Origin of the sequence: Mangrovicoccus algicola (assembly GCF_014903745.1) — a bacterium.
In the GTDB taxonomy this organism is placed as follows: domain Bacteria; phylum Pseudomonadota; class Alphaproteobacteria; order Rhodobacterales; family Rhodobacteraceae; genus Mangrovicoccus; species Mangrovicoccus algicola.
Genome location: NZ_JACVXA010000062.1, coordinates 13,152 through 27,957 on the forward strand (window position 1 = coordinate 13,152; position 14,806 = coordinate 27,957).

The 14,806-nt window shown below is 69.7% G+C and carries 13 protein-coding genes; 8 read left to right on the plus strand and 5 right to left on the minus strand.

Annotated elements, in window-relative coordinates; genetic code table 11:
• Nucleotides 1-125: 125 nt before the first annotated feature.
• Genes cydX through ICN82_RS16925 form a run of 5 tightly spaced genes read right to left on the minus strand, consistent with a single transcriptional unit; the run spans nt 126 to nt 6,449 of the window.
• Nucleotides 126-263, minus strand: a complete 138-nt coding sequence (gene cydX, locus ICN82_RS16905) for a cytochrome bd-I oxidase subunit CydX (protein ID WP_193185075.1) — start codon at nt 261-263, stop codon at nt 126-128.
• A gap of 10 nt (nt 264-273) precedes the next feature.
• On the minus strand, nt 274-1,434 hold the full coding sequence (cydB, locus tag ICN82_RS16910) for a cytochrome d ubiquinol oxidase subunit II (RefSeq protein WP_193185078.1): 1,161 nt from the start codon (nt 1,432-1,434) through the stop codon (nt 274-276).
• Between the two features lie 6 nt (nt 1,435-1,440).
• A complete protein-coding gene (locus ICN82_RS16915; protein ID WP_193185081.1) occupies nt 1,441-3,036 on the minus strand; it encodes a cytochrome ubiquinol oxidase subunit I in 1,596 nt (531 codons plus the stop codon).
• A 48-nt stretch (nt 3,037-3,084) separates the two neighbouring features.
• Nucleotides 3,085-4,824 carry an amino acid ABC transporter ATP-binding/permease protein gene (locus tag ICN82_RS16920; RefSeq protein WP_193185084.1) on the minus strand — a complete coding sequence of 580 codons (1,740 nt, stop codon included), beginning with the start codon at nt 4,822-4,824 and terminating at the stop codon, nt 3,085-3,087.
• A complete protein-coding gene (locus ICN82_RS16925; protein ID WP_226898558.1) occupies nt 4,821-6,449 on the minus strand; it encodes an ATP-binding cassette domain-containing protein in 1,629 nt (542 codons plus the stop codon). Before ICN82_RS16925 ends, ICN82_RS16920 begins: the two co-directional genes overlap by 4 nt.
• A gap of 155 nt (nt 6,450-6,604) precedes the next feature.
• Between ICN82_RS16925 and ICN82_RS16930 the strand changes: the two genes are divergently transcribed.
• The 8 genes from ICN82_RS16930 to ICN82_RS16965 form a co-directional block, all read left to right on the plus strand.
• Nucleotides 6,605-7,543: a sugar-binding transcriptional regulator gene (locus ICN82_RS16930; protein ID WP_193185086.1), complete on the plus strand. Its 939-nt coding sequence runs from the start codon at nt 6,605-6,607 to the stop codon at nt 7,541-7,543.
• Nucleotides 7,544-7,723: 180 nt separating this feature from the next.
• Nucleotides 7,724-9,040, plus strand: coding sequence for an ABC transporter substrate-binding protein (locus ICN82_RS16935; RefSeq protein ID WP_193185089.1), 1,317 nt, complete (start codon nt 7,724-7,726; stop codon nt 9,038-9,040).
• 136 nt (nt 9,041-9,176) lie between these two features.
• Nucleotides 9,177-10,049, plus strand: coding sequence for a carbohydrate ABC transporter permease (locus ICN82_RS16940; RefSeq protein WP_193185092.1), 873 nt, complete (start codon nt 9,177-9,179; stop codon nt 10,047-10,049).
• Nucleotides 10,050-10,052: 3 nt separating this feature from the next.
• The gene (locus ICN82_RS16945; RefSeq protein ID WP_193185095.1) at nt 10,053-10,883 is read left to right on the plus strand and encodes a carbohydrate ABC transporter permease; all 831 of its coding nucleotides are present in this window, start codon (nt 10,053-10,055) and stop codon (nt 10,881-10,883) included.
• Nucleotides 10,884-10,897: 14 nt separating this feature from the next.
• Nucleotides 10,898-11,899 carry an ABC transporter ATP-binding protein gene (locus ICN82_RS16950; RefSeq protein ID WP_193185098.1) on the plus strand — a complete coding sequence of 334 codons (1,002 nt, stop codon included), beginning with the start codon at nt 10,898-10,900 and terminating at the stop codon, nt 11,897-11,899.
• 81 nt (nt 11,900-11,980) lie between these two features.
• Nucleotides 11,981-13,450: a mannitol dehydrogenase family protein gene (locus tag ICN82_RS16955; protein ID WP_193185100.1), complete on the plus strand. Its 1,470-nt coding sequence runs from the start codon at nt 11,981-11,983 to the stop codon at nt 13,448-13,450.
• A 4-nt stretch (nt 13,451-13,454) separates the two neighbouring features.
• A complete protein-coding gene (locus ICN82_RS16960; RefSeq protein WP_193185104.1) occupies nt 13,455-14,120 on the plus strand; it encodes an HAD family hydrolase in 666 nt (221 codons plus the stop codon).
• 15 nt (nt 14,121-14,135) lie between these two features.
• On the plus strand, nt 14,136-14,806 hold a 671-nt coding region (locus ICN82_RS16965), incomplete at its 3' end, for an FGGY family carbohydrate kinase (RefSeq protein ID WP_269142432.1).

Genomic DNA, 14,806 nt, shown 5'->3' on the forward strand with positions numbered 1-14,806 from the left:
TTTCCGGATGTCTGGCATGGAAATGACCTCCCCCGGCCCCGCCGCGGACGGATGTCCATGCGGTGCCTGCGGGAAGGTCATACCATGCTACCCCTGCCGGTGAATAGCCCCTGCGGGGCCCCGGCTCAGAGCCGGGGGCGCGTGTCGGGGTCCTGAGGCTCGCGCTGCATCCGCGCATCCTCGCGCAGTTCGAGCCACATGGCGTTCATCACCGCGAAAAGCGCGGCCAGCGGCAGTCCCAGGAGCCAGGCGAAATACCACATGATCTTCTCCTCAGTAGCTGTTGGCGTTGTCGGTGACATCGGACTCGGTGACCTTGCCCCAGAGCACCCGGTACACCCAGGCGGTATAGGCCAGGATGATCGGCAGGAAGATCACCGTCGCCACCAGCATGATGAACAATGTCTGGTGCGAAGAGGACGCGTCCCAGACCGTCAGCGAGGAATCCGGGGCGATCGAGGAGGGCAGGATGATCGGGAACATGGTCAGCCCGACGCTGGCGATCATCCCGAGGATGCCGATCTTGGAGGCGAGGATGACGAATTCCCAGCCGCGGCGCAATCCCAGCACCGACAGGCCCATCCCCGCGAAACCCATGATCGGCGCGATGACGATCCAGGGACGCGCGGCATAGGCCGAGAGCCAGGTGCCGCCCTTCACCACCTCCGACAGCAGCGGGTTGGACGGACCGTCCGGCACGCCCGGCGCGGCCAGGTGATAGCCGTCGGTCAGCACCAGCAGCCACAGCCCCGCCAGCGCATAGCCCGCGATCGCCACCGTCCCGGCAACCGAGCCGATCCGGCGCGCGCGTTCGGTGATCGGGCCCGGCTCGGCCTTCAGCATCAGCCAGCCCGCGCCATGGGCCAGCAGCATTCCCAGCGAAACCGCCCCGCATAGCAGCGCGAAGGGGTTCAGGAGCGCCAGCAGCTTGAGAAAGCCCCAGCCCTCGTAGAGGGGCATCAGCGTGTCGGTCAGGCGGAAGGGCACCCCGCGCAGGACGTTGCCCACCGCCACGCCGAAGACCAGCGCAGGCACCGCGCCCGCGGCGCACAGCGCCCAGTCCCAGCGTTCGCGCCAGACCTTTCCATCCCGCTTGGAACGGTACTTGAAGGCCACCGGACGCACGATCAGCGCGGCGAGGATCAGGAACATCGCAAGGTAGAAGCCCGAGAAGCTGACCGCGTAGAGCGGGGGCCAGGCGGCGAAGATCGCCCCGCCGCCGAGGATGAACCAGACCTGGTTGCCTTCCCAGACCGGGCCGACGGTGTTGATGACCAGCCGCCGCTCCGGGTCCGTGCGCGACACGAAGGGAAGCAGCGCGCCGACCCCCATATCGAAGCCGTCGGTCAGGGCGAAGCCGATGAGAAGGACGCCCAGAAGCACCCACCAGATGACACGCAGCGTGCCGTAATCGATCAGTTCGTGAAGGATCATCTCGTCTTACTCCGCCGGTGCCGCGCCGGGGCCGGCCAGCCGCGTCTCGTGGCGGCGCATCCAGGTTTCGGTTTCCTCGGCATCCTGCACGGGGCCCTTGCGGATGTATTTCAGCATCAGCCCCATCTCGATGATGAAGAGAACCGTGTAGAAGACCACGAAGCCCGCGATGGTGAACAGCACCTCGCCGACGCCCAGGTGGCTGACCGACAGCGCGGTCGGCAGGATCCCGTCCACCGTCCAGGGCTGGCGCCCGTATTCGGCCACGATCCAGCCCATTTCCGCCGCGATCCAGGGGGCCGGGATGACGATCACCGCCGCGCGCAGGGCCCAGCGGGGATAGGTCATGCCGCGGAAGGAGCTGCGCACGAAGAAATAGGCCATGATGCCGATGAAGGCGAAGCCCAGCCCGACCATGATGCGGAAGGCCCAGAAGATCGGGAAGACATGCGGCACGGTATCATCGGCCGCCTGCAGGATCTGCGCCTCGGTGGCCGTGCGCGGATCGTCGGTATAGCGCAGCAGCAGGAAGGCATAGCCCAGATCGGCAGAGCTTTCCTCGAAGCGCGACACCATCTGCGGCGTCACGTCATTTCCCGCGCCGCGGATCTCCATCAGCGCGTCATAGGCATTGAGGCCGTTCCGGATGCGGCCCTCCGCCTCGGCGACCAGATCCTCGATGCCCGGGATCTCGGTATTCAGCGACCGCGTTCCGATCAGCCCCATGACATAGGGGATATGGAACGCATAATGGGTCTCGCGCGCCTCGCGGTCGGGAATGCCGAACAGGGTGAAGGAGGCGGGGGCGGGTTCGGTCTCCCACATGGCCTCGATCGCGGCCATCTTCATCTTCTGGTTCAGCCCGGCATCATAGCCGGACTCGTCGCCCAGCACGACCACCGACAGCGCCGAGGCCAGCCCGAAGGAGGCCGCCACCGTGATCGAACGCCGCGCCAGGTCCTGGTGACGCCCCTTCAGCAGGTACCAGGCCGAGACGCCCAGCACGAAGACCGAGGCCGTGACATAGCCCGCCGAGACGGTATGCACGAATTTCGCCTGCGCCACCGGGTTGAACAGCACGGCGGCGAAATCGTCCATCTCCATGCGCATGGTCATCGGGTTGAAGGTCGCCCCGACCGGGTTCTGCATCCAGCCATTGGCGATCAGGATCCACAGCGCCGAGAAGTTCGACCCGATGGCCACCAGCCAGGTGACGACGCAATGGGCCACCTTCGACAGCTTGTCCCAGCCGAAGAAGAACAGCCCGACGAAGGTCGCCTCGAGGAAGAAGGCCATCAGCCCCTCGATCGCCAGCGGCGCCCCGAAGATGTCGCCCACATAGTGGCTGTAATAGCTCCAGTTCATCCCGAACTGGAATTCCATGGTAATGCCGGTGGCGACGCCGAGAACGAAGTTGATCCCGAAAAGCGTGCCCCAGAATTTGGTCATCTGCCGCCAGATCGGGCGGTTCGTCATCACGTAGACCGTCTCCATGATGGCCACGAGGATCGACAGGCCCAATGTGAGCGGCACGAAGAGGAAGTGGTAGAGCGCCGTCATTGCAAACTGCAATCGCGACAGCTCTACGATGTCTAGGTCCATTTCAGCCTCCTGACGCACGACGATGTGCGGGAACTAACCTGGGGCGCGCTATGCGCCGTTTCTGGAATTCGCGGATTGACCTGAATCAAGACTACCCGCTTTGTCGCATGAAGAAAGCGGAAAAACCCTGTCAGCCCAGAGCTTTTCCTCCGGCCGGTGGGCGGCGCAGAGGATCGCCGCGGCGGGACGGATCCTGCGGATCCCGTCCAGGACCCGCGCGGCCGTCGCAGGGTCCAGGCCCTCGGTGGGCTCGTCGAGCAGCAGGATCGAGGGACGGCGCAGGAGCACCCGCGCCAGGGCCAGCCGCCGCGTCTCTCCGCCCGACAGCCCGGCCCCGCCTTCGCCCAGCCGGGCCGCCATCCCGCCGCGCGGGGCCAGCACCGGCGCCAGCGCGACCGCCTCCAGCACCGCCTCCATCTCTGCCGCATCGGCGTGCCCGCCCGCCAGGGCCAGGTTTTCCGCGACCGTGCCCGCCAGGAGCTGGCTGCGCTGCGGCAGCATCGCCAGCCGCCCGCGCAGCGCCGGTTCGTCCCAGGCCGCGACCGGGCGGCCGTCGATGCGCACCTCGCCCCGTTGCGGCGCCAGCACGCCCGCCGCGATCAGCAGCAGCGTGCTCTTGCCGCCGCCCGAGGGTCCCGTCAGCGCGACGGTCTCGCCCGGGGCGACGCGCAGCGACACGTTTTCCAGGACCGGCAGGTCGGCGCCCGGGCGGGCAAGAGCGATCCGCTCCAGCACCAGCCCGGCCCCCTGCGCCCCCCCGCCCGGAATGACGGCGGGGGCGGGGGCCGGAAAAGGGGCGGGGTCCGGAGGTGTCTCGGCGCCCGCCTCCGGCGGGGCCATGGCGCGCCGCGCCGCATCGGCCATCGCGCCCAGCCCGCTCATCCCCGGCCGGATCAGCGCGACCGCCTCCTGCAGCGCCAGCGCGGCGAAGACCGGAACCGCCGCGGCCGCCGCCCCCAGCCGCCCGGCCTCCACCAGCATTCCGCCGCGCAGCAGCAGCAGCGTCACCGCCACCGCCGTGACCACGCCCAGCCCGGCATCGGCCCGCTCGGACATCCGCTCCAGCCGCGCCGCGGCCCGCTCCAGCCCGCGGCCCCGCGCCAGCAGCAGCGACAGCCGCGCCTGCAGCCCGCCATGCACGGCCATGTCCACCTGGCCGCGCAGCATCGCGACGGTCCCGCGCAGCAGCGCCTGGCCCCGCCGCTCGGCACGCATCGAGGGGGCCAGCGAGCGGCGGCCGAGCCGCGCGAGGACCACCGCCGCCGCGGCGCCCTGGGCAAGGATGATGAGCGCCAGGCTCCAATGGGTCAGCCACCACAGCCCCGCCGCCGTCGCCAGCAGCACGCCCAGCCCGGCGGCCACCGGCAGCGCCAGCCGCAGCGCCGCGCCGTCCAGCGCGTCGATATCCGCGGTCAGCCGGGTCAGCGCCGGGCCCGGGCGCAGCCGTCCCAGCGTCTCCCAGTCCGCGCGCATCCGCGCCCGCAGCAGGGTCACGCGCAGCCCCGCAAGCGCCCGCAGCGTCGCGTCATGGGTCAGCAGCCGCTCGCCATAGCGCCCCGCCGCACGCCCCAGCGCCAGCAGGCGGATCCCGGCGGAGGGGCGGAACACGTCGAAGGCGATGCCGACCCCGGCCAGCCCCGCCAGTCCGGTGGCGGTGATGAACCACCCCGACAGGCCCAGCAGCATGATCCCGGCCAGCAGCACCGCGACGCTCAGCAGCGCGCCGCGCAGCATCAGCCCCGGCGCGGCGGACCAGATCAGCCGCAGGACGCGCGCCAGGGGTCTCACAGCGCCACCTCCCGCCCGGCGGCGGCAAGGGCCGGATCATGGCTTGCCGCGATCACCGTCGCCCCGCCCGCGGCCAGTCCTTCCAGCGCCGCGATCACCTGTGCGGCCGTGGCGGCGTCCAGGTCGGCGGTCGGCTCGTCGGCGATCACCAGCTCGGGCGACATGGCGATCGCCCGCGCCAGCAGCAGCCGGCGCGCCTCGCCGCCGGAAATCCCGGTCCCGCTCTCGCCCAGCCGCGCCGCCAGCCCGCCGGGCAGGTGGGCCACCACGTCCCGCGCCCCCGCCCGGCGCAGCGCCGCGGCCATGTCGCCCCGGCGGCCGCGCGGATCAAGGAAGGCGGCCAGGCTCTCGCCGGGCATGTGGATCGCCTGGGGCAGCCAGGCGATGCGCGCCCGCCAGCCCGGCGCGGTCTCGGCCGTCAGCGGGCGGCCCGCCGCCTCGATCCGCCCCGCCTCGGGGGCGAGCAGCCCCATCGCCGCCATCAGCGCCGAGGACTTGCCGCGCCCCGAGGGGCCCGACAGGACGGTGAGCGTCCCGGGACGGGCCTCGAAATCGGGAATGTCGACCAGCGCCGCGCCCCGGCGCAGCCGCACCCCCCGGAAGGACAGCGCGGCGGGGCCGGGCAGGGCCGGGGCCGGGGCGATGCCCCCGGGAATGGCGTCGGCGGAGGCGGCGGTCAGCGCGTCGATCTCGGCGGCGACGGCCTCGGCCTCGGCCTTGTCATGCCAGGCGGCGGCCAGATCGCGCAGCGGCTGGAAGAAGGAGGGCGCCAGAAGCAGCACGAAGATCCCCTCGGACAGGGTCAGCGGCGTCGCCCAGGCGCCGAAATTCAGCTCGCCCAGCAGCGAGAAGCCGACATAGACCGCCACCATCGCCACCCCGATCGCCGAGAACAGTTCAAGCACCGTGGAGGAGAGGAAGGCGATCCGCAGCACCTCCATCGTCCGCGCGCGGAGCGTCTCTGCCCGGGTGGCGAAATCGCGCGCGGTCCGCTCCGCCGCACCGAGAAGGCGGATGTCCTGCAGCATGGCCAGCCGGTCGGTCAGAAGGGTGGTCAGGTTGCCCAGCTCGGCCATCTGCCGCGCGCTGGCCTCCTTCGCCGCCATGCCCACCAGCGCCATGAAGACCGGGATCAGCGGCCCGGCCAGGGCCAGGATCACCGCCACCGCCCAGGAGCAGGCCCCGCTGAGCCCCAGCAGCACGGGCGGGATGACCGCGACACGGATCCGCGCCGGGCGATAGCGCGCCAGGTAGCGCCTGAGCGCCGGCAGCTTCTGCACCACGAGCGCGGCGAAGGTGCCGGAGGAAAGCGACCGGTCGAGCCGCGCGGCCTCGGTCTCCAGCAGCTCCGCGCGCAGCGCCTCCAGCGCGGCGGCGGCAGTGCGCGCGGCCAGGCCCTGGGCGCGCGCCTCCGCGAGGCTGCGCAGGATCCCCGCCGCCAGCACCCCGGCCAGCGCCAGAGGCTCGGTGCCCTTGCCCGTGGCCCAGCCGCCGATCACCGCCGCCAGGCAGGCGGCCTGGAGCGGCCACAGCAGCTCGCCCGCCAGCCGCCACAGGCCCGCCCGCCGCAGCCCCGGCCGGGTGGCACGGGTCAGGCGGGACATGAGGGGGTCGGTCTTGCCCAAGGCAGGGCTCCGTCTTGGCGATGGCTTCCCCGCTGATGCGCCCGAAGCCGGGGCGGGATCAACCCCTGTCCCGGCGCCCGGTTGCCGCAGGGCGTCTTGCATTGCCCGGGGGTTGCGCCCAAGATGCCGGGTGGAAGAGGAAAAAGGGAACCCGGATGCGCCCTGCCGACCGCAAGCTCGACGATGCCGCCCGCGCGGCCTGGCTGGCCTATATCGGCGGGATGAAGCAGGACGAGATCGCGGCCCTCATGGGAATATCGCGGCAATCGGCCCAGCGGCTGGTCAGCCAGGCGATGGCGGCGGGCCTGGTCAAGGTGCGCATCGACCATCCCGTCGCGCGCTGCCTGGAACTGGCCGAGGCGATGCGCCAGCGCTACGGGCTGACCCTGTGCGAGGTCGTGCCCTCGCTGGGGGGGCAGGCGGGAACGGGGCAGGGGGTGGCCCATGCCACTGCCGCGATCCTCGAATCCTGGCTGCTGCGCGAGACGCCGGTGGTGATCGGACTTGGCACGGGACGGACGCTGCGCGCGGCGGTGGAACAGCTGCCGCATATCGACTGCGCCCACCACAAGATCGTGTCGCTGACGGGCAATATCTCTCCCTCGGGCTCCACCGCCTTCTACAACGTGCTGTTCACCATCTCCGACAAGGTCAGCGCGCCGACCTATCCGCTGCCCCTGCCGGTCATCGCGGCGACGCGGCAGGAACGCGACCTGCTGTTGGGGCAGGCGACGCTCAGCGCCAATCGCGACCTGGCGCGGCGCACGGATATCCGCTTCGTCGGCATCGGGCAGATCCTGGAGAACCCGCCGCTGGTGCTGGACGGGTTCCTCACCGGCGAGGACCAGGCACGGCTGGCCGCCAGGGGCGCGATCGGCGAGATCACCGGCTGGGTCTATGACCGCGACGGGCGGCTGGTCGAGGACGAGACCAATGGCCGGGTCAGCTCGGCGCCGCTGGAGCCCGCGCCCGGCGCGCCGGTGATCGCCTGCGCCTGGGGGCCCGGCAAGGTCGAGGCGATCCGCGGCGCCCTGACCGGCCGGTTTGCCAACGGCCTGGTGACCGACGAGGACACCGCCGAGGCGCTTCTCTGAGACCCGGCGGCGTTTCCGCGGCTCATCTTATCTTCCTGTTAACGATCTGGTGCCGATAGATAACCTGCGCTTCGGCGCCGGAATTGCCGCGCTGCGGAGTGTTTTCCCTGTTGACCATTCGTCAGGCGCAGTGAATAAATGCTCACAAGCAAGGCAAAAGCTCATTCTGGGAGGAGAGTCATGACTGCTTCGATTCGCACGCTGCTGGGGGCGAGCGCGCTTTGCGCGACGGGCCTTGCGGCCTCGGCCGAGACCACGCTGACCATCGCGACCGTCAATAATGGCGACATGATCCGCATGCAGGGGCTGGCCGCGGATTTCACCGCCGCCCATCCCGACATCAAGCTGGACTGGGTCGTCCTGGAGGAAAACGTGCTGCGCCAGCGCGTCACCCAGGACATCGCCACGAAGGGCGGCCAGTTCGACGTGATGACGATCGGCACCTACGAGGTCCCGATCTGGGCGGCACAGGACTGGCTGGAGCCGCTGGACGGGCTGAGCGAGGCCTATGACGTCGAGGACATCTTGCCCGCGATCCGCGGCGGGCTGAGCATCGACGGCACGCTCTATGCCGCGCCCTTCTACGGCGAAAGCTCCATGGTCATGTACCGCAAGGACCTGATGGAGAAGGCGGGCATGGAGATGCCCGAGGCCCCGACCTGGGACGACATCGCCGCCGCCGCCGAGGCGATGACCGACAAGGATGCGGAAATCTACGGCATCTGCCTGCGCGGCAAGGCGGGCTGGGGCGAGAACATGGCCTTCCTGACGGCGGCGGCCAATTCCTTCGGCGCGCGCTGGTTCGACATGGAATGGCAGCCTCAGTTCGACGGCGAGGCGTGGAAGACCACGCTGACCACCTATCTGGACCTGATGAACAATTACGGTCCGCCCGGGGCGTCGTCGAACGGGTTCAACGAGAACCTGGCGCTGTTCCAGTCGGGCAAATGCGGGATGTGGATCGACGCCACCGTCGCCGCCTCCTTCGTGACCAATCCCGACGATTCCTCGGTCGCCGACCAGGTGGGCTTCGCTCTGGCGCCCGATGCGGGGCTGGGCAAGCGCGGCAACTGGCTCTGGGCCTGGACGCTGGGGATCCCGGCGGGCACGGATGCGCCGGAGGAGGCCAAGACCTTCATCGAATGGGCGACCTCCAAGGACTACCTGGCGCTGGTCGCCGAGAAGGAGGGCTGGGCCAATGTGCCTCCGGGCACGCGGACCTCGCTCTACGAGAATGCCGATTACACGGCGGCCGCGCCCTTCGCCGAGATGACGCTGAAATCCATGCAGGCCGCCGATCCGACCGATCCGGCCGTCGATCCGGTGCCCTATACCGGGGTGCAGTTCGTCGCGATCCCGGAATTCCAGGGGATCGGCACGGCGGTGGGACAGCAGTTCTCGGCGGCGCTGGCCGGGCAGGTCACGGCCGAGCAGGCCCTGGCCAATGCCCAGACCCTGACCGAACGCGAAATGAAGCGCGGCGGCTACATCAAGTAGCCCCCGCCTGACCGGGACCCTCCGGCGGGGCGCGCCATCGCGCGCGCCCCGCCACCTCCCAGAACCGGCCCGTGCCATGCGGCCGGGCCGGTTCCCCGCGACATGCCATCCCGCGACACGCAGAGAGGTCTGCCCCATGTCCACCAAAGCGTCCCGCGCCGCGGCGCGGCTCATGATATCTCCCTCGGTGATCCTGCTTCTGGGCTGGATGCTGATCCCGCTGGGCATGACCCTCTATTTCTCGGTGCTGCGCTACAACCTGCTGATGCCGGGGGACAATCCCTTCGTCGGATTCGAGAATTACAGCTATTTCCTGACCGATCCGGGATTCACGGCCGCGATCTGGAACACGCTGGCGCTGGTGCTGGGTGTGCTGGTGATCACCATCGTCGGGGGCATCCTGCTGGCGCTGCTTCTGGACCAGCCGATGTGGGGGCAGGGGATCGTGCGCATCCTGGTGATCGCGCCCTTCTTCGTGATGCCAACCGTTTCGGCGCTGGTGTGGAAGAACATGTTCCTCAACCCGGTCAACGGGCTTTTCGCGCATCTGTTCAAGGCGCTGGGGCTGACGCCATATGATTTCCTGGCGCAGGCGCCGCTGGCCTCGATCATCGGCATCGTCGCATGGCAATGGCTGCCCTTCGCCACGCTGATCCTGCTGACCGCGCTGCAATCGCTGGACAGCGAACAGCTGGAGGCCGCCGAGATGGACGGGGCCAGCCCGCTGTCGCGGTTCCGCTTCATCATGCTGCCGCACCTGGCGCGGGCGATCACGGTGGTGATCCTGATCCAGACGATCTTCCTGTTGTCGGTCTTCGCCGAGATCCTCGTCACCACCAATGGCGGGCCGGGCTATGCCTCCACCAACCTGACCTACCTGATCTACGTCCAGTCACTCTTGCAATACGACGTGGGCATGGGCAGCGCGGGCGGCGTCGTCGCCATCATCCTCGCCAATATCGTCGCGATCTTCCTGATGCGGATGATCGGCAAGAACCTGGAGACCTGAGCCATGTCCCGTGCCGTGAAACCGCAGCGCAAGGCGCTCAACACCGTTCTCGCCTGGGGGATGGGCCTGCTGATCTTCTTCCCGATCCTGTGGACCGTGCTGACCAGCTTCAAGACCGAGGCCGAGGCCATCGCCGATCCGCCGATCTGGTTCAACTTCTCCTGGACGCTGGAGAACTACTTCACCGTGCAGGAACGGTCGAACTACTTCCGCCATTTCTGGAACTCGGTGGTGATCTCGGTGGGCTCCACCCTGATCGGGCTGATCATCGCCGTGCCGGCCGCCTGGGCCATGGCCTTCGTTCCGGGCAAGCGCACCAAGGACGTGCTGATGTGGATGCTGTCCACCAAGATGCTGCCGCCCGTCGGCGTGCTGGTGCCGCTCTACCTGATCTTCCGCGACCTGGGGCTTCTGGATACCCGCATCGGGCTGGTCTTCGTGCTGACCATGATCAACCTGCCGATCATCATCTGGATGCTCTACACCTATTTCCGCGAGATCCCGGTCGACATCCTGGAGGCCGCGCGGATGGACGGGGCGGGGCTGCGCGACGAGGTGGTCCATGTGCTGTTGCCGATGGCGGTGCCGGGCATGGCCTCGACCGTGCTGCTGAACATCATCCTGGCCTGGAACGAGGCCTTCTGGACGCTGAACCTCACCGCCGCCAAGGCGGCGCCGCTGACGGCCTTCATCGCCAGCTATTCCTCGCCCGAGGGGCTGTTCTACGCCAAGCTCTCGGCCGCCTCGACCATGGCCATCGCGCCGATCCTCATCATGGGCTGGTTCAGCCAGAAGCAATTGGTCCGGGGGCTCACCTTCGGCGCCGTGAAATAAGGGGGGAATTCCCAGTGGGACAAATCACGCTGTCGCAGGTGACGAAGCGCTTCGGCGATGTCGAGGTCATTCCGCCGCTGGACCTGCAGATCGATGACGGGGAATTCGTCGTCTTCGTCGGCCCGTCGGGCTGCGGCAAGTCCACGCTGCTGCGGCTGATCGCGGGGCTGGAGGATGTCACCTCCGGCGAGATCCGCATCGACGGAACCGAGGCCACCGACCTGCCGCCCGCGCGCCGCCGCCTGGCCATGGTGTTCCAGAGCTACGCGCTTTACCCGCACATGTCCGTGCGCAAGAACATCGCCTTTCCCATGAAGATGGCGAAGGTTCCCGAGGACGAGCAGAACCGCCGGATCGAGGCCGCCGCAAAGGCGCTGAACCTCGGCGACTATCTCGACCGCAAGCCCGGCCAGCTTTCGGGCGGCCAGCGCCAGCGCGTCGCCATCGGCCGCGCCATCGTGCGCGAACCGGCCGCCTTCCTCTTCGACGAACCGCTGTCCAATCTCGACGCGGCGCTGCGCGTGGGGATGCGGCTGGAGATCTCGGAGCTGCATGAACGCCTGGCCACGACGATGATCTACGTCACCCATGACCAGGTCGAGGCGATGACCATGGCCGACAAGATCGTCGTGCTGCGCGCGGGCCATATCGAACAGGTCGGCAGCCCGCTGGAGCTGTACCGCGCGCCGCGCAACCTGTTCGTCGCGGGGTTCATCGGCAGCCCCAGGATGAACTTCATCGAAGGCGCCGAGGCCGGGGCCCATGGCGCCCATACGATCGGCATCCGCCCCGAACATATCGAGGTGAGCGACGGGCCGGGCCGGTGGCAGGGCCGCATCGCGGTGTCCGAACACCTGGGCAGCGACACGTTCTTCCATGTCCACGATACCGGGCTGGCCGATGTGATCACGGTGCGCGCCTCCGGCGAGGTCGGGCTGCGCCACGGGGACACGGTCGCGCTGACCCCGCGGGCGGACCAGATCCACCGCTTCGGCGCCGACGGGCTGCGCCTGTGATCCCAGCACCGCCGGGGGCCACCCTTCCCGGCGCGTTCCCCCTGCGGCGCCGCCCTGCCGCGCAGAAGAACAGGTGAGACCATGCCGCTCCGTCTTTCCCATTCCGCCCTCGACGCGCTGCCCGACCGGGTGGCGGCCCCGGGCTATGACCGTGCCGCGCTGTCCCCCGGCATCCTGCATTTCGGCCTGGGCAATTTCCATCGCGCCCACCAGGCGGAACATCTCGACCGGCTCTTCGCCATGGGCGAGGGGCAGGACTGGGCGCTGGTCGGCGCCGGCGTCTTCGAGGGCGAGAAACGCGCCCGCGACATCCTGGCCGCGCAGGACTGGCTGACCACGCTGGTCGAGCAGGAAGCCGGTTCGAGCAGGGCCAAGGTGCTTGGCGCGATGGTCGATTTCATCGAGCCGGCCAACGCCCCCGCCATCATTGCCCGCATGGCCGAACCCGACATCCGCATCGTGTCGCTGACCATCACCGAGGGCGGCTATTTCCTCGACCCGGACGACCGGTTCGACCCCGGCCATCCGGCAATGGCGGCGGATGCCGCCGATCCGGCGCATCCCGGGACCGTCTTCGGCATGATCCTCGCCGGGCTGCGCGCCCGGCGCGCGGCGGGGCTGGCGCCCTTCACCATCATGTGCTGCGACAACATCCCCCATAACGGCGTGGTCACGAAGAACACGCTGACCGGGCTGGCGCGGCTGTCGGATCCGGATTTCGCCGACTGGATCACCGCAAACGTCGCCTTCCCGAATTCCATGGTCGATCGCATCACGCCTGCCACCACCGACCGCGAACGCGCCATCCTGCGCGAGGAATTCGGGGTGGAGGATGGCTGGCCGGTCTTCTGCGAGGGCTTCACCCAATGGGTGATGGAGGACAATTTCCCGCTGGGGCGGCCGCCGCTGGAAAAGGCGGGGGTGCAATTCGTCCCCGATGTCGCCCCCTACGAGCTGATGAAGCTGCGCATCCTCAATGGCGGGCATGCGGTGATCGCCTATCCCGCCGGGCTGATGGACATCCATTTCGTCCATGAGGCGATGGCGCATCCGCTGATCCGGGCCTTTCTGCGCAAGCTCGAGGAAACCGAGATCCTTCCCAATGTCCCGCCCGTGCCCGATACCAGCCTTCCGGCCTATTTCGACCTGATCGAACGGCGGTTCTCCAATCCCAAGATCGGCGACACGGTGCGGCGGCTGTGTCTGGACGGATCGAACCGCCAGCCGAAATTCATCCTGCCCACGCTGCGCGACGCGCTTGCCGCGGGCAGGGAGGTCGAGGGCCTGGCCCTGGAATGCGCGCTGTGGTGCCGCTATTGCGCCGGGGTGACCGGCAGCGGCGCGGAGATAGCGCCCAACGATCCCGCCTGGGACAGTCTGACCGCCGTGGCACGGGCCGCGAAGGACCGCCCGCAGGCCTGGCTGGACCAGCGCGCCATCTACGGGGAACTGGGGCAGGATCCGCGCCTGGCCGAGGCCTTCGCCCGCCATCTCGCGGCGCTCTGGGCCGAGGGAACCGAGGCGGTGCTGACCCGCTATTGCGGCGGCTGAGGCCGTGGCGCCGGGACTGGTCATCTTCGATTGCGACGGCGTGCTGGTCGATAGCGAGCCGATCTCGCTGGACGTGCTTGTCGGGCTGCTGGCCGAGGAAGGCTGCGCGCTGGATCTGGCGACGGGCTATGGCGCGCTGCTGGGCCGGTCCATGGCCTCGGTCGCCGACTGGCTGCGCCGCGAACGCGGCTTCGAGCTGACCGAGACGCTGCTGGCGGAGGCCCGCGCCCGGCTGTTCCGGCGCTTCGAGACCGAGCTGCGCCCCATCCCCGGCGTCGCGGAGGCGGTCCGGGCGATCGGCCGCCCGGTCTGCGTCGCCTCCTCCAGCCAGCCGGACCGGATCCGCCTGGCCCTGTCGCTGACCGGGCTCCTGCCGCTGTTCGAGCCGCATATCTTCAGCGCCACCATGGTCGCGCGCGGCAAGCCCGCCCCCGATCTGTTCCAACTGGCGGCGGCGCGCATGGGCGCCGATCCGGCCGCCTGCGTGGTGATCGAGGACAGCCCGGCCGGGCTGCGGGCGGCGGCGGCGGCCGGGATGCGGGCCGTGGCCTTCACCGGCGGCGGCCATGCCGGCCCCGCACGGTTGCGCGAAACGGTTGCAAATTGCGCGCCCGCCGCCATCATCGGGAAAATGGAGGACCTGCCCGCGATCCTGCGGCAGATCGGCTGAACACCGGTGGAAGATATGGCCGCTACCTATTGCGCGGTGGATGTGGGCACCGGCTCGGCGCGGGCGGCGCTTTTCGATGGGCGCGGCGCGATGCTGGGCCGCGCGGAGGCACCGCTGAGGCTTCTGCACGGGGCCGGGGGCGCCGCGGAATACGATGCCGCGCAGATCTGGACGGCATTGTGCCGGGCCGTCGCGGCGGCGACGGCGCAGGCCGGGGCGGATCCGCGCGACGTGGCCGGGCTGGGCATCGGCGCGACCTGCTCGCTGGTGCTGAGCACCCGCGACGGCGCGCCACTGCGGCTGGCGGCGGGCGGCGACACCTTCGCCTGGTGCGACCGGCGCGCGACGGCGGAAGCGGCCGAACTCAGCGCCATTTCCCACCGGGTCATCGCGCTGCAGGGCGGCAGGATGTCGCCCGAGATGCACCTCGCGAAGCTCCTGTGGCTGCGCCGCCGCGCCCCGGGGATCTGGGCGCGGCTGGACCGGGCCGAGGACCTGGCCGATCACCTCCTGCGCCGCGCAACCGGGGCCCCGGCGGCCTCGGGCTGCGCGCTGGCGGTGAAATGGCCCTATCTGCCCGGCAAGGGCGGCTGGCAGCAGGACTTCCTGGCCGATGCCGGGCTGGAGGGGCTGCCCGGGCGGCTGCGGCTTCCGGCGGCGGGTCTGCCCGCGGGCGCGGTGGTCGC